Source organism: Chryseobacterium sp. OV279, from assembly GCF_900128945.1.
In the GTDB taxonomy this organism is placed as follows: domain Bacteria; phylum Bacteroidota; class Bacteroidia; order Flavobacteriales; family Weeksellaceae; genus Chryseobacterium.
The window spans coordinates 804,374-822,751 of the sequence record NZ_FQUD01000004.1 but is presented as its reverse complement, the minus strand read 5'-3'; the positions used below and the strand labels follow the sequence as shown (position 1 = coordinate 822,751).

The 18,378-nt window shown below is 37.0% G+C and carries 16 protein-coding genes; 4 read left to right on the top strand and 12 right to left on the bottom strand.

Going from position 1 to position 18,378, the window contains the following annotated elements; all coding sequences use genetic code 11:
• Nucleotides 1-182 precede the first annotated feature (182 nt).
• The 3 genes from BUA72_RS20800 (at nt 183) to BUA72_RS20790 (ending at nt 1,512) form a co-directional block, all read left to right on the top strand.
• The gene (locus BUA72_RS20800; RefSeq protein WP_072924917.1) at nt 183-659 is read left to right on the top strand and encodes a hypothetical protein; all 477 of its coding nucleotides are present in this window, start codon (nt 183-185) and stop codon (nt 657-659) included.
• 116 nt (nt 660-775) lie between these two features.
• A complete protein-coding gene (locus BUA72_RS20795; protein WP_034725857.1) occupies nt 776-997 on the top strand; it encodes a PspC family transcriptional regulator in 222 nt (73 codons plus the stop codon).
• Nucleotides 998-999: 2 nt separating this feature from the next.
• A complete protein-coding gene (locus BUA72_RS20790; RefSeq protein WP_072924915.1) occupies nt 1,000-1,512 on the top strand; it encodes a GNAT family N-acetyltransferase in 513 nt (170 codons plus the stop codon).
• A 256-nt stretch (nt 1,513-1,768) separates the two neighbouring features.
• Here the strand turns inward: BUA72_RS20790 and BUA72_RS20785 are convergent, their stop codons facing one another.
• The 4 genes from BUA72_RS20785 to BUA72_RS20770 all read right to left on the bottom strand — a co-directional run bounded on the left by BUA72_RS20785 (nt 1,769) and on the right by BUA72_RS20770 (nt 4,968).
• Nucleotides 1,769-2,503, bottom strand: a complete 735-nt coding sequence (locus BUA72_RS20785) for an SIMPL domain-containing protein (protein ID WP_034725860.1) — start codon at nt 2,501-2,503, stop codon at nt 1,769-1,771.
• 73 nt (nt 2,504-2,576) lie between these two features.
• Nucleotides 2,577-3,398 carry a carboxypeptidase regulatory-like domain-containing protein gene (locus BUA72_RS20780; protein ID WP_228407930.1) on the bottom strand — a complete coding sequence of 274 codons (822 nt, stop codon included), beginning with the start codon at nt 3,396-3,398 and terminating at the stop codon, nt 2,577-2,579.
• A gap of 10 nt (nt 3,399-3,408) precedes the next feature.
• Entirely contained in the window at nt 3,409-4,215 is an 807-nt protein-coding gene (locus tag BUA72_RS20775; RefSeq protein ID WP_072924913.1) for a hypothetical protein, read from the bottom strand.
• 6 nt (nt 4,216-4,221) lie between these two features.
• A complete protein-coding gene (locus tag BUA72_RS20770) occupies nt 4,222-4,968 on the bottom strand; it encodes a carboxypeptidase-like regulatory domain-containing protein (RefSeq protein WP_072924911.1) in 747 nt (248 codons plus the stop codon).
• Nucleotides 4,969-5,136: 168 nt separating this feature from the next.
• Here BUA72_RS20770 and BUA72_RS20765 point away from each other — a divergent pair, with 168 nt between their 5' ends.
• Nucleotides 5,137-8,292, top strand: a complete 3,156-nt coding sequence (locus BUA72_RS20765) for a UvrD-helicase domain-containing protein (protein WP_410493335.1) — start codon at nt 5,137-5,139, stop codon at nt 8,290-8,292.
• Between the two features lie 485 nt (nt 8,293-8,777).
• Here BUA72_RS20765 and BUA72_RS20760 read toward each other — a convergent pair whose 3' ends face one another.
• From BUA72_RS20760 to folE, 8 genes are all read right to left on the bottom strand, one after another.
• Nucleotides 8,778-9,287 (bottom strand): ferritin, encoded by a 510-nt coding sequence (locus tag BUA72_RS20760; protein WP_034725863.1) that lies wholly within the window; start codon nt 9,285-9,287, stop codon nt 8,778-8,780.
• A 126-nt stretch (nt 9,288-9,413) separates the two neighbouring features.
• Entirely contained in the window at nt 9,414-9,863 is a 450-nt protein-coding gene (locus BUA72_RS20755) for a hypothetical protein (RefSeq protein WP_072924905.1), read from the bottom strand.
• 178 nt (nt 9,864-10,041) lie between these two features.
• A complete protein-coding gene (locus tag BUA72_RS20750) occupies nt 10,042-11,013 on the bottom strand; it encodes a hypothetical protein (RefSeq protein WP_072924904.1) in 972 nt (323 codons plus the stop codon).
• 139 nt (nt 11,014-11,152) lie between these two features.
• The gene (locus BUA72_RS20745; protein WP_072924902.1) at nt 11,153-13,807 is read right to left on the bottom strand and encodes a 4-alpha-glucanotransferase; all 2,655 of its coding nucleotides are present in this window, start codon (nt 13,805-13,807) and stop codon (nt 11,153-11,155) included.
• A gap of 139 nt (nt 13,808-13,946) precedes the next feature.
• Entirely contained in the window at nt 13,947-15,113 is a 1,167-nt protein-coding gene (locus tag BUA72_RS20740; RefSeq protein WP_072924901.1) for a T9SS type A sorting domain-containing protein, read from the bottom strand.
• A gap of 527 nt (nt 15,114-15,640) precedes the next feature.
• The gene (gene cysS, locus BUA72_RS20735; RefSeq protein ID WP_072924899.1) at nt 15,641-17,107 is read right to left on the bottom strand and encodes a cysteine--tRNA ligase; all 1,467 of its coding nucleotides are present in this window, start codon (nt 17,105-17,107) and stop codon (nt 15,641-15,643) included.
• A gap of 121 nt (nt 17,108-17,228) precedes the next feature.
• Nucleotides 17,229-17,660: a DinB family protein gene (locus BUA72_RS20730; RefSeq protein WP_047454379.1), complete on the bottom strand. Its 432-nt coding sequence runs from the start codon at nt 17,658-17,660 to the stop codon at nt 17,229-17,231.
• Nucleotides 17,661-17,667: 7 nt separating this feature from the next.
• Nucleotides 17,668-18,336, bottom strand: coding sequence for a GTP cyclohydrolase I FolE (gene folE / locus BUA72_RS20725; protein WP_034725871.1), 669 nt, complete (start codon nt 18,334-18,336; stop codon nt 17,668-17,670).
• Between the last annotated feature and the right edge of the window lie 42 nt (nt 18,337-18,378).

Below are 18,378 nucleotides of genomic sequence, written 5' to 3'. Positions count from 1 at the left end.
GCCTGATTTTATATTTAAATCAATAACAGTACTATCTACATAGGATCAGTCTCCGTTCGTCATCACGTTCTTAAACTCCATGGATTTATTCGAATATTTACAGAAAAATAATAGCGGAAAAGGTTTTACTTCTGATCATAAACCTGATCTGTCTTTCGAATTCATTCTTAAAATAAAATCCTATGAAAAACATAAGCGTATTATTTTGTGTTTTACTTACATTTTTTTGTCGTGCACAAGGCTATACACAACAAAAAAATGAAATCCAAAATCTTGTTGAGGAGGTCAGACAACATATCATTAAAAAAGATACCGCAGCTTTTAAGGCTCTATTTACAAAAGACTCCTTTAACTGGACTGCTGTAATCAGAGATAAGACCCAGCAGAAAAGGCTGAAAAATAAAACGTCAAATCCTTCCAATCTATTCACGAAAAATTTTCAGGATTTTCATCTGTTTCTTATGGATAAAGGCAACCAGGATGAATTGTTTAAAAATGTACATATTGAAAACGATGATGTTATCGGTTCAGTTACCTGTGATTATTCTTTCCTTTTGGATAACAAAGTAACCAATTACGGCAAGGAATTCTGGCAGCTGGCAAAAGTCAATGGACAGTGGAAAATTATCAGTGTGATCTATAGCATAGAGCTTGATTAATCTTTGATAAAAAACAAAGTCGTGATCAAGATCAATTTATTTATCACGAATCGGATAGGTAGAAAAAAATTGCTTAAATTGCGGTATTGGATTTAAACTTTTAAAAGAATCTTCAAATGTTTGATAATATCCGCCACAAAATGGAAAGAGAATGGTTCGGCGTTCTTACGAGAACCGGAGCTAAACTGGGGATCCCTGTATCTAAATTGAGGATCTTTTTTATCTATTCTACTTTTGCCACTGCCGGCTTTTTCTTTCTGATCTATCTGGGACTGGCATTCACGCTTTGGATCAAAGATATTTTTATTACCAGAAGGCCGAGCGTTTTTGATTTATAATTATGGAATTTTTACCGATTACTTCTGCAGAAGACTATAGAGTTCAGGACATCTATACGTCATATTCCAGCACATTCCCCGCAGATGAGCAAAGGGACTGGAACCAATTTACCGCATTATTTTCAAATCCTCATGTGAAGGTAATATCTGTACTTCATGAATCTCAGGCAATAGGTTATCTTATTATCTGGGAACTGAGTTCTTATGTTTTCGTGGAACATTTTGAAGTTTTTGAAGCCTTCAGAAGTCAGAAACTGGGATCACATATTACAGGATACCTGTTTAAAAATTATCCTAGAATTATTCTGGAAATAGAGCCTGATCATTTGGGAGAAGATGCGAAAAGACGCTATTCTTTTTATCAGAAAAACGGATTTACCCTGATCGACGAAATGTATGTACAGCCGAGTTATGGTGAAGGGAAAAAACCGCTGGATCTTTGGCTGCTGGCCAATTATACGCCTGAACATCTGAAAAGTGTTAAAGACGAAATTTATGATGTTGTGTATCATTAAAATATAAAAACCGCCGGAGATGTTCGGCGGTTTGTTTTTTATAGCATCTTGTAAAGTCTTTTTCCTTTTTCTTTAACCACTGATTTCACGGATTTTCACAGATGATTGTGTATATTACTCCGTATAAAATCTTTGATTTTTTTTAAAACTTATGTGAACTTCTTGTGCGCAAAGTATTAAAATTCAGAATAACTTAAGTGTCCAAAAAAAACTTTTGTTCTCTTTTGTGGTTGATATTTTTTCGCAGATGATGATCTTAATTGACCTCGTATTCTAGCTTTATCGTGATATTTGCTTCTTTCTCTTTCGAGGAAGTATTGAATGTTCCGCCGTAGGAATAATCTTCATTAGAATTGGGTTCTGTAATCTGAATCACTCCCATGGTTGCTTTTTTAAGATTTCCCAGACTGCTTCCTGAATTTTCTGCAATTTTCTCTGCTCTTTCTTTAGCATCTTTCGTTGCACTGGCAATCATTTCCTGCTTTACCGTGGCTAATTTGGTGTAAAAATAGGATGGTGAAGATGAAGTGAATTCAATCCCACGGTTGATGATTTCCGTAATATTTCTTGAAAGGTTTTCAATCTTTACCACCTCTTTGCTTTCAATAGAAACTTTTTGAGTAAGGTTGTATCCGGAGAATTCACCCTGTACATAATTTCCATTAGAGTCGTTGTAGCTTCTGAACTGCTTCTGGATATCTACGGAAGAAAATACAATTTCGCCCTGCTTAATTCCTTTTGAAACCAGATAATCATTGATGACCTTTCTGTCTATAGCCAACTCATCATAAGCCGCTTTTAAATCGGAATTATTTTTAGAAAAACTTCCGGACCATGTGATCAGATCGGACGTAAACTGTTTGGTTCCCAATCCGGTTACGGAAATGGTATTTTCAGATTTATTTCTGTTTTTAATAGCATTCCCTAAAAAACCAAGCCCAAGGACAAATCCCAGTGCTCCGACTGCTACCGCAATAATATTTTTATTCATAAAACTTGTGATTTGATTGATTCTGTGTAGCTGTACATCAATTTCTATTCCGCTTTTTAAGAATTCTTTAACATTATTCCTGGTTTTTCCTTTGCTTTAATCTTTCCAGATAAACAGGCATGGTTTCTTCCATTCTCAACAGCGTCCCAGCAAGATTTTTTGCTTTCACATAAGTTCTTACCTGAGGTTTAACCTCAAAGGAATATTGGATAAATTCTGAAATCCGTTCTTCAGGAATTCCTGCCTTGGTAAAATATTCATTATCAACCCGGTTTCTCACCCACATAATATGTTCCTGCAGATCGTCATACCTGTACTGCCGTTTCTGGCGTCTTGCTTTCCCGCTGATCAGATCATAGGTACCCTGCACATCTAAGCTTCCTAAAAGTATCGGAAGAAGAACCTTTTTAACTTCTGCAGGCTTTTCACGCATCTTACCAACAGGTTGTGGCAAACCTACCGCCTGTTGTACAATCTCTCCTTTATCTATTTTTGCGGCCAATCGGGAATCAGTTTCCAGGTCACCGGTTGGTTTTTTGACGATTTTTACTTCTCCGACATCTCTCGGTATCGGAATCATGGTAACCAGCAGTTGAGGATTGTAGCCATTGATAAGAACTCTTGTGGATACTCTGTTGAAATCTGCTTTTACAAATCTAAGCTCGTCATTGGGAGAGGCTTCAATAGAGAACATTCCCATAGCATTGGAAGACGTTTTCTGATCGGTAGACATATTGATCACAATGACTGAGCTTAATTCCGCCCCGTCATCATCTGTGATTCGCCCGCTAACCGTTTGCTGTGCCATGAAACTATTAAACGCGAAAATCAGAAGAAAGAAAGTTATCTTCCATCCGGTAATAGTGGTATTTCTGCATCCAGCATTCATCTTCATGTTTTTAAAACTAAATATTACTCACCTTGCGGGTTTTCCTGTATTCAGCAAATGCTGCTCTTAATTCATATTCCACGACATCTGCTTTAAAGTTTTTTCTGAATTTTTTCGCCATCATTCTTGTATCATTGGCATAAATCAGGAATTCATCGATCTGTTCTTCATCCATTCCATATTTTTTCAGAAACTGTAAATCTATTTCGTTTTTTATTCTTTGGATAAAATCCTGGGTTTCCTTATAATTGGCTTTGGTTATTTTAAGTTCCGTAGCTTTTTTGAACAAACCCACAGCGGCATCCAGAACCCCTAAAATACTTACCTGTCCGGCATTATAATCCGGTTTGAAGGTTTTCGAAATCGCATTATCCGGTACCGCTTCGTTCATCGGACTTTTCATATACTCATCCAATTCTGATCTTAAAGAAACCATTTTTCGTGATTCATTAAGATGCTTGTTATCTCTTTCCAGATTACCGGTAGGTTTATAGACGATCTTCACTTCCGGGATTTCTATTTCTACCCTTTCAAAGCTGATCATTAAAGGAGAACTGAAATCTTCCTTTTTTATTTTTTTATCAATACGGTAATACCCTTCTTTTACAAAACGTACTTCATCATTTTCCGAGGCTTCTACGCTAAATTTCCCAGAAGTATCACTTACAGCACTTTTTTGACTGGTGATATTGATAATTAAAACCGGATTAATATTGGTTTTACTGTTATCTGTTACGACACCGGTCACCTGCTGCTGGGAAAAAAATTCAACAGATACAAAAAGCGGAACTGCGTAAAGACTTTGTTTAATATAAGTTCTCATCTGTGTTTATTTTTGAGTCTGTGGAGCACGGTAGGACGAAATTCTTGTCAGTACAAATCTTTGAAACCTGTACAAATCTGCGTCGCTACAGAACCCATACTTCAGAATACTTTTTCGCTCAAAACCGCCTGCAAGAACGTAACTGATGAAATGTTCAATCTGAGGTTTCTCTATTTTCAGACTGGTAAAATAGTCATCTCCCAGCGCTGAATGCAGGTAGCCCATCAAATCAATATCATCCCATTTGTTCTTTACTTTTCCAATGGAGAAGCCCTGTCCTTTCGGTTGTACAAATTCTCCCGGTCTCGCTGCCAGAATCCTCGGATCCGATTTCTGAGCGATGTATTGATCAATGTCTTTGATGAGTTTTTCTACTTTTTTAGGGCGGTTAAGGTTTTTGGTGTCAATTTTCAGATCGCCTGTGAGTCCCTGCTTAATTTCTACTTCAGGAATTAATATGGTTTCTCTCTTTAAAGTTATATTGATGGGAGCATCTATAATCTCTTTGGAAATTTTTTTGACGATGCGTTCATAACCGGCCTTGATAAACCTGAGTTCATCCCCTGCCCTTCCGGAAACCATGAAATGTCCGTCCCGGTTGGTAACCGTTCTTTCATCCGTTCTGATATTGATGACCGTTACATCCTGAATTTCTGCACTGTCTTCAGAAATCACTTTTCCGAAAATATAATTTTGAGCATTGGTATTAATGAAAAAAAGGGTGGTTAAAAAAAAGAGTAGTTTAAGTTTCACGGACAGTTTTTTATTAAGCAAATCTAAAATTATTTTTAAATTAATTGACAAGTTTAACCACAGTTAACGCGTTTTGGGATTTCTTTTTGATTTTTGTGGTTTAAACTGTTAAATCGAGGATCGGAATTGTTAAAATTTCACTTAAAAATTAGCTAACTTGCAGTCTCAATTCTAAATTCAGCAATGCAAAATTCTTATACAGTGATCAATGCTTCAGCCGGGTCGGGGAAAACATATGCCCTTGTCCAGAGGCTTTTGATGATCTGTCTCCGGTATCCCAATCAACAGCAGTCGATCAGGAATATTCTCGCGCTTACTTTCACCAATAAGGCAGCGAATGAGATGAAGGAGAGAATTCTGTCGTGGCTGGGAAATTTTTCCGCTGACAATTTTGCTGAAAACGAAGATCTGAAAAACATTCAGAAAGCATTTGAAGCTGATGGTTTAAAAATTACCATTGATGAACTTCATAGCCGTTCCAAAAAGCTGCTGGATTACGTTCTTCACAATTATTCAACATTGAATATCGGAACGATTGACCGTTTTAATTCAAGACTGGTAAGAAGTTTCTCCTATGAATTGGGTTTAGCGAAAAATTTTAATCTTGAGATCGATGCAGAACCGTTTCTGATCGAAGCTGTGGATAAAATGCTCGACCAGATTGGTGAGAATGACAATATCTCCAATTCTTTCATGGATTATGTAGATTACAGTCTGGAAAACAATGAAAGGATCAATCTGAATAAGAGCCTTTATGATTCCGCCAAGGAGTTTGTGAAAGATATTCACTATGAACATCTGAAAAGCAACAAAAGCTTTGATGACACGAATTATGAGAATATAAAAAACACACTCAGAAAAGAGATCGTGCAGAATAAGAAGAAGTCTGGAGAGCTTGCCACACAGTCGGTAGAGCTGTTCCGGTCCAGAAATATTGAGATCGAAGATTTCGCTCAGGGCAAAAACGGGATCGGAGGATTTTTTACGAAGGTTCAGGATTTCTATAACCAGAAAAGACCCGGTTTTCCGTTTCCTACCACGCAGGAAGAATCTGTAGTCAACAATTACAGAAAGGGAGCGGCTACGAAATCGAAAAGTAAAGAACCCGAAATACTGGAAATACTTGATCAGCTTCTGGACAACAGGATGCAGCTGATTCTTCTTTATATTGAAACACAAAAGAAAGAAAAGATTTTATCCGCTCTTCTCCCATTGAAAGTGAACAAAGATATTCAGGATGAATTAAAAAAAATTGAGGAAGAGAACGATCTGGTTCTGCTTTCGAAATTTAATATCCTGATCAATGAAAATCTTAAGAACGAGCCATCAGCCTTTATTTATGAAAAGGTAGGTGCGCAGTTTCAGCATTATTTCTTCGATGAATTTCAGGATACTTCGGAATTGCAGTGGCAGAATTTTGTTCCGCTGAGGGACCACAGTGTTTCCTCGGAATACACGTCTTTTACGCTGGTAGGTGATCCCAAACAGAGTATTTACAGATTCCGTGGTGGAGAAAGTAAACTGATGCTGGACATTATCAACAAAAAGGAATTTTCGCCCAAGCAGGCAAGTCTTCTTGTTTTAAAAGATAACTGGCGAAGTGCTAAAAATATTGTACAGTTCAATAATGAGCTGTATAGTTATCATTCGTTAAATCTGGAAGAGGAACACCGTAATATTTTCGGGGAAGATGCTGAGCAGAGTCCAAGATCACAGATTGACGGACGTGTAAAAGTAAGTCTGATTGAAAATCTCACGAATGAGGATTTTTATAATGACACTTCTGAAAAAATGCGGAATGATATTCAGGAAAGTCTGGATAACGGTTTCAAATTTTCAGACATTACGATTTTATGCCGGGGCAATTTTGATATTTTCAGTTATTCTCAGAAACTGGGAAATCTGAAAGTAAAATACCGCGGCGAAGAAACCAATATCAAAACGATTTCGGACAAAGGTCTGACGCTTGAACTTTCCAACACGTTGAAAGCGGTCATTGAATTTCTGCGATGGGAAATCAATCCAAAGAACAAACCCAATCTGATCATGATGATGTATTATCTGAATACATTGGGAAGAATTCATATAGCAGATTTTACGCTGGAAATGAAAGAAGTTCTGGAACTTGAAACGCATGAGGAAATTCTTCAGTTTATCCAGAATACCTATTCATTAAAATTGAAACAGGAAAACTTCCCGAGATTCAACCTGTATAATTTTGTGGAATATTACATCAATGAATTCGCGGTAGAGAATAAGGAGACGGATTTCCTTCTGAATTTTCTGGAAATGCTTTTCAATTTTACACAAAATGCGGGAGCCAGTACGAAAGAATTTCTGAAATATTGGGATGAAGAGGCTTCTGCGTATACGATTCAAGCTTCAGAAAACATTGATGCCGTGCAGATCATGACGATCCACAAATCAAAGGGGCTTGAATTTCCGATTGTATTTATCCCGATGATGAATAAAAACCGGGACAGTGAATTTACCAACTGGTTTGACACCAATAATGATGATGCTCTGAAATCGGTCAACATCAATCAGTTCAATAAAAACCTTGAGGTGTATGATCAGGAAATCGAGGCCTTCAACAAAAAGAATTCCTACAAAAACCTCATCGACAGATTATGTCTTCAGTATGTCGCTACAACACGTCCTGTAGAACAGCTGTTTTTCTATCTTCAGAAAGCGAATAAGACATCCAATAATCTTGAACTGCTGGAATTTTTTAACGGAAAAAATACGGAAGGAGCTGATGAATTTGATCTGTATGAAGTTCGTCCTGAGATGCTGAAAAAGCATTCTAAGGATAAAACATCATTATTTAAAACCAAGGATATTCAAAACCTTAAAAATATTAATGAAAACAGGTCTTCTATAAAAATCGCTACACCATCTAAAAACTATCAGGTACGGAATGAAAAAGTAAGGATCGGGCTTTTCGTGCATGAATTACTGTCTAAAATCAATACAGAGAAAGATACGGCCAAAGTTCTGGAGAGTTATGTACTGGACGGACAGATCACGCGAGAAGAGAAAGATGAAATTCAGGAAACCCTGATTCAGATCATTCAGAAATATGCTGAGTTTTTTGACGAGAAATGGGAAGTGATCAATGAAAAAGATATTATGATTTCGGACAGAGGTCAAAGTCATATTTTCAGACCGGACCGTATTCTAAAAAGCGAGGAAGGCTATATTATTGTCGACTTTAAAACTGGTGAACAGACAGAAAAAAACGAATACCAGATCGAAAGGTATAAAAATATCCTGGAAAGCTTGGGAAGAAAGGTTTTAAAGACCCAGCTTATTTATCTGTAAAATAGGTTTTCCACAAAGTTTTCCACAATCCAGTGTTGATAACTTCAAAATCATCAATCAATACACTGATTAACAAATCAATATATTTACAAAAAAGAAAATAAATTCCTCATAACTGTGGGGAAATCCTGAAAATCATTGTGGATAACTTTGCATTTTATCAACATTGTCAGACTGTACGTAAAACTTGGGGAGCAGCTAATTTTTTTTAATACAAAGAAAATTATAACCTTATTCTATAAAATTAACCACGGATGACACAGATTTTCACAGATGCTTATGTTATCAGAATGCTTGATCAGGATAATATGCGAGAACACACTATTATAAACAGTCTTTTGTGGTTAAAAAACTTTTGAAGATCAAAAAAGGTATGTTTAGATAACGAAACCTTTGATCTACATTATTCTCATCTGATGTTCAGTAAAAACAAAACCGCCCGGCCGTTCTTCGAACGGCCGGGCGGTTTCTATCTTTTCTATTAATTAAGCTGTTGTAGCCGGTACAAAAACTCTTTGAGACAATTCCTGGTCAAAAAGATATAATGCAGATGGATTGTCGCAAACCATCTTGATTTTTGTAACGTACTGTGAAGCACTGGCTTCTTCCTCTACCTGCTCGTTGATGAACCACTGCATGAAAGATGTCGTTGCAAAATCACCTTCGTCATTTGCATTTTTCACGATGTTGAAGATGCTTCTTGTTACTTTTTTCTCGTGCTCCAATGCTTTTTCGAAGATATCCGTTGCATTTTCGAATTCATGAGGAGGTTTTGCAATTTCTCCGATGATGATTTCTCCGCCTACGTCATTTAAAAAGTCAAACATTTTATCTGCGTGCATCAGTTCTTCTTTGCTCTGAACTCTGAAATAATTCGCAATACCATCAAGATCTTTTCCTGAGAACCAGGCAGACATGGAAAGGTAATATTGTGCGGCATATTGTTCGTGAGCTATCTGTTCGTTAATTAACGTTGCAATTTTTTCGCTGATCATAAGTATAAATTTATATTCAAAAATAAGGAATAAAAGCCCGACATCAAAAGTTTTAATGAAATTTAATACAAAAAGGACGGGTATTTCCCCGTCCTTCTCACATTAAAAAATCAAAATTATGAACTCTTATTTAGCTTCCGGAGCTCCAGTGTTCATTGGCTTCTTCATCATTTTTCTATCCTTCATTGCGGTCTTTCTCTGCTCCATTTTAGCTTTTCTGTCAGCCTGCCATTTATCATACTGATCAGGGGTAAGAATCTTCTTCATATCGGCATCCATCTGAGCTCTTTTAGCTTTCATATCTTCCATCTTGGCCTGTCTTACTTCTTTATTCTTGTCAAAGTCGGCTTTCATTTCAGACTTTCTTTTTTCATGAAGGCTTTTTATCTGTGCTACCTGAGAATCGTTCAGATTCAGATCTTTTTTCATCTCATCAAGATGCTTCTGATGCTTCTGCTCCATTTTCTGGTGCATCTCTGCTCTTCTTGCTTCTTTGTCCTGTGGAGTTGTTGTCTGTTGCGCCATGGCAAGACCTCCTATTCCGATAAATGCTATTGCTAAAACTAATTTTTTCATCTTAAAAAATATTTAATTAATTGTTATACATATATTTGATTATTAGTTAAAAGATAAGTTAAACCGAAATATTCATAAAAAATGTTAAATTATAGTATTAAAATAATAAAATTGAAAAATAAAAAAGGACAGATCCTAAAACCTGTCCTTCACACCACTTAAATATAATATATGAAAATTATTTACTGCTTACCAGACTGCCTCTGAAACCACCTCCATTGCTGTTCTGTGATCTTGAAGGCTGACTTTCAGATCTGGAGCTTCCTCCATTTCCTCTGAATCCTCCACTGTTATTTTCTCTTCGCGGAGCACTTTCTCTTTTCACTTCACCGCTCCCTCTGAAGCCTCCATTATTTCCAAATTCTCTTGTTCCGCTATTTTCAGAACTCCCTCTGAAACCACCGTTATTTCTTTCTCTGGTGTTTTCATTACGGAAACCTCCTGAATTTTCAGATCTTCTGTCATTATTTCCAGCCTGATTTCTGAAACCTCCGGTATTACTGCCGTCTCTTACCGGTCCTCTGAATCCGTTATTTGGTCGGTCGCTTGTTCTGATCACATTGAAGGTTGGGTTATCCATTCTTCTGAATCTCGCTCTGTCTACCCTGTATACGTTGATATTTACATTTCTGTATCGTGGCATTACGGAATATCTTGGCGTGTAATACGTTCTTCTGTAATTCTGGAAGTAAACGATCGGGCTTGATCCACGGTAATAATTGTTTTGGAAAACAACAAATACCCTGGGTCCTAAAATTCTTTCCAGTGCGTAGAATCTGTCATAGTACCATCTGTCCGGATTATATCTGTAAAAATTATCCCATGTAGAGAAACTTACATATAAATTATTCAGACTCATGATCTGATCCATCTGCCAGCGGTTCAGCCTGTTTTCTCTAAAAAAGACATTCCAGTTGATATTGGTGATACTGTTTCTGTAATCATTGTAATATCCCTGATAGTAATCGCTTGGGTAATAGTCCTGAGGATAGTTGTAATAATAATCGTCCGGGAAATAATTTCTGTCATCTTCATCGGAATAACCACCGTTCTGGTAATATCCGTCATCTCCCCATCCGTTATTTGGATACTGCTGGGCGGAAGACAAAGCTGCCAGTCCCAAGGCAAATCCCAAAAGTATTTTTTTCATCTCTATAGTCGTTAATTGGTTAGTATATAGCAGAATATCTCTATTCTATCTTTTGGATGTAAATAAAAAAAAGAAGTTAAATCCTAAGATCAAACTTCTTTTAATTTATCATTAACTAATTGATAATCAAATGTTAAATTTATACTCTTCCACTATCTTTTATCCAATAAGCTATTTTTTCATTGAATTCTTTCTTTCCTTTCAGATCCTCAAGGTTCAGATGCATCCTGTATCGCCAGTAATGCGGGAAAACCGCAGGATTATTGATCCTTTCGTTATCCACATTCGGATTGGTAAGTTCCGGATCGGTTGCCAGGAACTCCTGAATCGGGAAAATTGCCAGCATCGCATCATTGTAAAGATGTTGCTTCATTATAATTTCTGCCAGATGAGCATTCATTTCTTCAGGGGCTTTCCCATACTGGATCAGCTGCTGGTTAAAATATTTCTGAGTCAAAGCCGGATCTTCTTTCCACCATTGTCTCAGCGTAGAACTGTCATGGGAAGATGCGGTGACTACATTCATATAATCCGCATTTTTAGGATTGTAGAACGGAATATTATCCGAAGGCATACGCTGAACTTTTAAGGCGATAATCGCCAGCTCGTCCATCGCTATAGGCACGCAGGCCGGAACCATTCCTAAATCTTCACCACAGATTAGCATTTTGGTAGCATTCAGAATCACCGGAAGTTTCTCCATTGCTTTTTCATACCACAAATGATCCTGTCTTCTGAAGAAGTAGTCGTGATACAGATCATAGATTACTCTTTGCTCCCATTCAGGAAGGTATTGATAAGAATCTGTACTGTAAACGTTAAATCTCGGATGATAGACTGTTTCCCCATTCCTCTCTTCAGTCAGGTACAAAACATTGGCACACAGTGAAACCAGTTTTTCTTCAACAGCACCTTTTGGATTCTTTTTGAAAAAATCGGTCAGTTTTCTTTGGGTATCAAATTCTTCTTTAAAAGTATAAGTCCCATCATTATTATTGTTAATAAATTCAAGCGCAGCGTTACTCTCTTCACCGAAATATTTCCACAGAATTTTATCATTGATGAAAGGTTTACAATACCGGTTAAAATCAAACGGAATATGTCTGGCTTTAAATTCATCCACAACAATTGGAACAGCAGGATAAAAATATCCTAAAATCCCCTGTGTGGCAGATATCGGCATTCTCCATATCCTGAAAAACCCTAAAATATGATCGATTCTCATCGCATCGAAATACTGCTCCAATGCTTTGAATCTGTTTTTCCACCATCGGTAGTCGTCTTCCTTCATCGCCTCCCAGTTGTAAGTCGGGAATTCCCAGTTTTGTCCCAGTTCTGTAAACTGATCCGGCGGTGCTCCGGCCTGGAAATCCATTCCGAAAAGTTCAGGCTCTGTCCAGGCTTCCACAGAATGTCTGTAAATACCAATCGGAAGATCACCTTTTAACGAAACCCCTAAACTGTGAGTATAGTCTACTGCATCTTTCAGTTGTAGATGCAACTGGTATTGAACCCACGCATGAAGCATGGAAGCATCATAATCTTTACTTTTTACAGCAAAGAACTGAGAAATTTTACCGGCAATATATTTCTTGTGGGTTTTCCAGTCGTTGAAGTTGGGCGTTTTATATTTATCCCTCAACACGCAAAAAGCAGCATAAGGAACGAGCCAGTGCTCATTGTCTTTTATAAATTTTTTGAAGCCTCTGTCTTTATAAATTTTTTCTTTTTCAGCGTTGAAAACCGCTCTTAAAAATTTCCATTTGCCGGCCATTACTTTTTCATAATCGATCAGATCCAGAGCGTTTAACGTCTCTTTCTCAGACTGGTATTCAGAAACTAATTCTTCCGGTAAAGGAAAATCAAGGTTTTCCAGTGAAATATATTGTGGGTGCAACGCATAAACAGAAACTGCCGCGTAAGGGTAAGAATCCGTCCAGGAATAATTGGCCGTGGTATCGTTAATCGGAAGGATCTGAATAATTCCTAGATTGGTCTCACTCGTCCAGTCGGCAAGATTTTTAAGATCTGAAAATTCTCCAACTCCGAAACCGTTCTCACTTCTCAAAGAAAAGACAGGAACCGCTACTCCGGCATCATGATACATCTGATAGGACCTGAATTTAAAATAATGATTGGAAACAATCTGCAGAACATCCGGAAGCAGATTAGCAAGGGTGAATCTGTTTTCCCCGGTCTCCACATCAATTACTCTACCTTCTTTTGTATCGTAAAGGCAATATTTAAACTGAATAAATTCGTTCTCAGGAATTTCAACAGAAGCTTCCCAAATCCCAAAATCGGTCTGCGAAAGATGGATTACTTTTTCGTAATTCCAGTTTCCTAAAGAAGCCGTACTTCCGAACAGTGCAATCTTCCAGTCCGGGTTATAAACAGGGGCTTCTATTCTGAATAAATGGGTGTGCTTTTTTAAAACCGTCGCTTTTTCAGGCACAAACTGATTGAGCTTATTATAAAGAATTTTATTGTTTAAATAGTTTTCAGGGAAATTTTTATTACTCCATTCATCGAAAATAATAAACTCCTTGTAGTTATGGGGGAAATTAAGATGATGCAGAACAAATTCTTCTCTCAGAACATTTCCTTTTTCGTCTGAAACCTGATATTTATAGGACACTGATTTTGAGAAATAATCTACCTCACATTTCCAAATGCCGTTTTCTGCATAAAATAAGGTATGAGTCTGGACTGCAGCGCCTTTGTCATCTACAATCAACAGCTGCAGATTCTGCCCGGCCTTTGCATTATATCCTACATTAAAGTATAACTTCATCTATATTTTTTTATAAAAATACATTTTAATATCGAAAAATAAAACTTATTGAAGATCAAATAATCATTAAAAAAACCTTTCCAAAATAAGTTGAAAAGGTTTTAAATTTTAATAGAGTTTAATGAAATCTCTGTCTTTATTATTCCGTTACCAGAATTTTTTTGTTTAATAAAGCTTTACCGGATTCATCTGTAATATTCACGATATAGGCTCCATTGACAAGACTTTTCAAATAAACCTGCTGATTGAGCGAACCGTCTTTTATAGACAGCTTCTGTTTCATCACATTTTTCCCGGAAATATCGAAAACATTCAGGAGAATATTTCCTTTTATCTTTTGATCATTGACGTTGATGTTAATGAAATGTTCATCCACTTTCGTCGGATAGATATCGATATTCGCCAATGTATTAACTGCCGTTGCTCTGTCATTAGCAAAATATTTACTCGCCAGATCATAAATATGCGGTTTTTCTCCACCAGGAAGTACTTTCGCCTGAAGAGTAGTTAAGTCTACTTCATACAGACTATCTCCTTTAGCACTCGCAATAACTACTTTTCCACTGGCATTAACTGCAGATCCGTTGACTGAATAATTTTCCGGAAGACCGGAGATTTTACCCACAAATTTTGCTTTCAGTTCTTTGGCTACCACTTTAAAGACATTTCCGGAAGCCGAGAAGACATAGAAATTATTTTCAGCATCTGCAATCATATCGCCACCAAAGCCTGTTTCAATAGCCGTGAATGAATTCTTACCATTGGAAGCATCATCCTTAATAATCCCAAGATCATTAACGGTGTACTGGCTGCCTTTCCTACTGATCTGCAAAAGCTGAGATCCTGCATTGTTCAGGGCATAAATATTTCCGTCATATCCTGCGGTCATTCTTGTGATATGGGAATTGATATCACACGATGTAACTTTGGTCACCGTATTTTCAACCAGTGTAATTTCCTTTGTCTTCGCATTCAAAATATAGATATTGGACGAAAACATCGGCATATACACCAGGTTATTGTTCATCGGGTCATAAGCCAGAGCCGCCATGGTAGTCGCCTGTGAATGGTTGTAGGAATTCTTGTCTTCCGACACGTTACCTTTTCTTTCCTGAGAAAATACTTTTGCAACAGCATCTACAGAAAACAGTTTATCTCCGGAATTACCATTAGTGGCATCCATCACACGGAAATCACTGAAAACAATGCTGGAGGTATCTTTTCCGGCAATCGCGAAAAAATCCTGCTGTGCCTGGGCGTTGGCACCTAACACAAGCAGGAAAAGAGGGAATAAATGTTTTTTCATACAATGTAGAATTTAGATTCGTAATGATTTTAGTATGACTAAGTTACATAAATTACCAATGGTATCATAAAAAAATAGCAGTATTTACAATCATTTAATCTAAACATTGATATTATGATAATCTATTTTTTCTAGAAACATAAATAACACGATTTTATTCATTAAACTTCAATTTAAACACAAATAGCACAAATGTGTTCACAAATATCACTAATTAAAGACTGTAACATTCGTGTTATTCGTGAAAAAGGATTAGTGGAATTTGTGTTTTTTTTTAAACGCAAAGGTTTATTATAAAACTGCGTTTATTTAAAGGAGCAAAGATTGTCTGCTCCGCCGACGTGAGGAAGGTCTTCGGATTAAATCTGCAAGATCCTTTACATCTGCGAGAGATAATAAAAAGTAAGAAATTACTGAAGTATAAGCATAAAAAAACTCCCGCAGATCACACAGATTACAACAGATTTTTATGATATGATCTGTAGAATCTACACGAGCTTCGGGAGCTGTACTATTTATTTTTGCGGTTAATTCAGAACGTAAGTGGTTCCGTCTCTCCCATCTTTTAATTCAATACCTTCAGCAAGCAGTTTGTCTCTGATCTGGTCTGAAAGGTCGAAGTTTTTTGATTTTCTGGCTTGATTTCTCAGTTCAATTAAAACCTTTAAGGTCTGATCAAGCTTCTCGTTATTATTTTCTTCCACATTCTGAAGTCCCAACACATCGAATACAAAAGCATTCAGCGTTATTTTTAAATCTTCAAGATCTTCAGAAGAAATTGTTTCTTTCTCATCATTTAAAGCAAAAATATATTTTACTGCTTCAAATAAATGAGCGATCAGAATCGGAGAATTGAAATCATCATTTAAGGCATCATACGCTTTGGTTTTCCACTCTTTAAGATCAAAACCAGACTCCTTTTCGTCATTAGGAGTGATTGAGTTTAATACTTTAATGGCTTCCATTAATCTGATAAAACCTTTTTCGCTCGCAATCATCGCATCATTCGAAATATCCAGCACACTTCTGTAGTGTGCCTGCAGGAAGCAGAAACGTACGATGGTAGGATGGAAAGGCTTTTCAAAGAAGTCGTTTTCGCCCGTTACCAACTGCATCGGAAGGATATAATTTCCTGTAGATTTACTCATACGCTGGGAATTCATCGTCAGCATATTGGCATGCATCCAGTAATTCACCGGAGCGGTATCATTGCAGGCTTTCCCCTGTGCGATTTCACATTCGTGGTGTGGGAATTTCAGATCCATTCCGCCGCCGTGGATGTCAAATTTTTCACCCAGATATTTTGTGCTCATGGCAGTACATTCAAGGTGCCATCCCGGAAAACCTTCGCCCCAAGGGGAATTCCATCTCATAATGTGAGCAGGAGATGCTTTTTTCCATAGGGCAAAATCCTGTGGGTTTTTCTTTTCACCCTGTCCGTCAAGATCACGGGTGTTGGCAAAAAGTTCTTCGATGTTACGTTTTGAAAGTTCACCGTAGTTTAAACCTCTGTTATTGTATTCCAAAACATCGAAATAGACAGAACCGTTGCTTTCATAGGCAAAACCTCTTTCGATAAGCTTCTGTGTAAGCTCGATCTGTTCTACGATATGACCTGTCGCGGTAGGTTCGATATTCGGAGGAAGCAGGTTGAACATTTCTAAAACTTTATGAAAATCCACGGTATATTTCTGTACGATTTCCATTGGTTCCAGCTTTTCCAGACGGGTCTGTTTCACGAATCTGTCGTTTTCAACATTTCCATCGTCTGTAAGGTGACCTGCATCGGTGATATTTCTTACATATCTTACTTTATACCCTAAATGGATCAGAGTACGGTAGATAAAATCAAAGGAAAGGAAGGTTCTTACATTCCCCAAATGCACATTGCTGTACACGGTAGGTCCGCAGACATACATTCCTACGTTTCCTTCTAAAATGGGTTTGAATATTTCTTTTTCTCCGGTAAGAGAGTTATATAATTTTAATTGCATTTTTTTAAGTTAAAAGATTCAATGATTAAAGGATTTAAAAATTAGTTAAAATAATTCTATCCACAACAAATAATTGTTGTGAGAAAAATTTTATTTGAAACTTTTTTAAATATGACCATTATTAAATTGCTTTTAAGTGATACTGAAGATGATCTATATAATCCTGGATAATATACTCCAGTGTGAAGGTCTGAGGAACTGTTTTTGTAGTATCACAGGTTCTCTGCAAAGCTTCATCCGGGATATTTTCTACGGTATGCACAATTTGAAAATTCAATGACTTCCAAAGACCAATGATCTCTGAAACCGGAATATTCTGATAATTCTGTGCTTTTACCCAAAAATCCTGATCATATACAATATTATCATTTTCCTTATACTGGGTGACTACAAATCGCCTGATATTACTGAATGCACTATCACAAAGATGGCCTAAAATTTCTTTTTTCGACCATTTTTCAGGCGAAATTTTATAATTCCAATCTTCCTCAGAAATGGTTTCAAACCTCTGAAGTTCGGCATCAACAATATTTTTAAGGATCTGATAGTTCATCTGTTTACTAATAATCTAATTTAGCATGACTTCCCACATAATGCAGGAATTCCTGTCTGGTGATAGGATTGGTTCTGAAAATACCGCTTAATTCTGCCGTGATGGTAGAACTTGCTGTATCTTTTATTCCTCTGCAGTTCACACATAAATGTTTTGCATCAATGATACAGGCTACATCTTTGGTACCTAATGCTTCTTTCAAAGCATCTACAATCTGCATCGTCAGTCTTTCCTGAACCTGCGGTCTTTTTGCATAATAATCCACAATTCTGTTGATCTTGGAAAGGCCAATCACTTCACCGTTTGAAATATAGGCTACGTGGGCTCTTCCGATGATCGGCAGAAAGTGGTGTTCACAGAAAGAATACACGGTAATATCCTTTTCCACCAGCATCTGGCGGTATTTATATTTATTGGAAAATGTGGAAATTCCCGGTTTGTTTTCGGGAAGAAGACCTCCAAAAATTTCATTCACATACATTTTGGCAACACGCTTCGGAGAATCCTTCAAAGAATCATCCGTCATATCCATCCCCAGTGTTTCCATAATTTCACCGAAAAGTTCGGTAATTTTTTCTATTTTTTCCTGTGGCGATTTATCAAATGCATCTTTCCTAATAGGCGTATGTTCTTTTCCAGTGAAAATATCATCGTCGTTATCGGTAAAATCAACCATTTTTATTTAATTTGCAACAAAAATACGGATAAAATCTGTTCA

What these genes read in the sequence shown, in the direction of transcription:
- BUA72_RS20795 (WP_034725857.1), top strand. Translation starts at nt 776, where the DNA reads ATGTTTGATAATATCCGCCACAAAATGGAAAGAGAATGGTTCGGCGTT.
- BUA72_RS20755 (WP_072924905.1), bottom strand. Translation starts at nt 9,863, where the DNA reads ATGAAAAAATTAGTTTTAGCAATAGCATTTATCGGAATAGGAGGTCTT.
- BUA72_RS20730 (WP_047454379.1), bottom strand. Translation starts at nt 17,660, where the DNA reads ATGAACTATCAGATCCTTAAAAATATTGTTGATGCCGAACTTCAGAGG.
- cysS (WP_072924899.1), bottom strand. Translation starts at nt 17,107, where the DNA reads ATGCAATTAAAATTATATAACTCTCTTACCGGAGAAAAAGAAATATTC.
- BUA72_RS20790 (WP_072924915.1), top strand. Translation starts at nt 1,000, where the DNA reads ATGGAATTTTTACCGATTACTTCTGCAGAAGACTATAGAGTTCAGGAC.
- BUA72_RS20760 (WP_034725863.1), bottom strand. Translation starts at nt 9,287, where the DNA reads ATGATCAGCGAAAAAATTGCAACGTTAATTAACGAACAGATAGCTCAC.
- folE (WP_034725871.1), bottom strand. Translation starts at nt 18,336, where the DNA reads ATGGTTGATTTTACCGATAACGACGATGATATTTTCACTGGAAAAGAA.
- BUA72_RS20800 (WP_072924917.1), top strand. Translation starts at nt 183, where the DNA reads ATGAAAAACATAAGCGTATTATTTTGTGTTTTACTTACATTTTTTTGT.
- BUA72_RS20750 (WP_072924904.1), bottom strand. Translation starts at nt 11,013, where the DNA reads ATGAAAAAAATACTTTTGGGATTTGCCTTGGGACTGGCAGCTTTGTCT.
- BUA72_RS20745 (WP_072924902.1), bottom strand. Translation starts at nt 13,807, where the DNA reads ATGAAGTTATACTTTAATGTAGGATATAATGCAAAGGCCGGGCAGAAT.
- BUA72_RS20780 (WP_228407930.1), bottom strand. Translation starts at nt 3,398, where the DNA reads ATGAAGATGAATGCTGGATGCAGAAATACCACTATTACCGGATGGAAG.
- BUA72_RS20785 (WP_034725860.1), bottom strand. Translation starts at nt 2,503, where the DNA reads ATGAATAAAAATATTATTGCGGTAGCAGTCGGAGCACTGGGATTTGTC.
- BUA72_RS20775 (WP_072924913.1), bottom strand. Translation starts at nt 4,215, where the DNA reads ATGAGAACTTATATTAAACAAAGTCTTTACGCAGTTCCGCTTTTTGTA.
- BUA72_RS20740 (WP_072924901.1), bottom strand. Translation starts at nt 15,113, where the DNA reads ATGAAAAAACATTTATTCCCTCTTTTCCTGCTTGTGTTAGGTGCCAAC.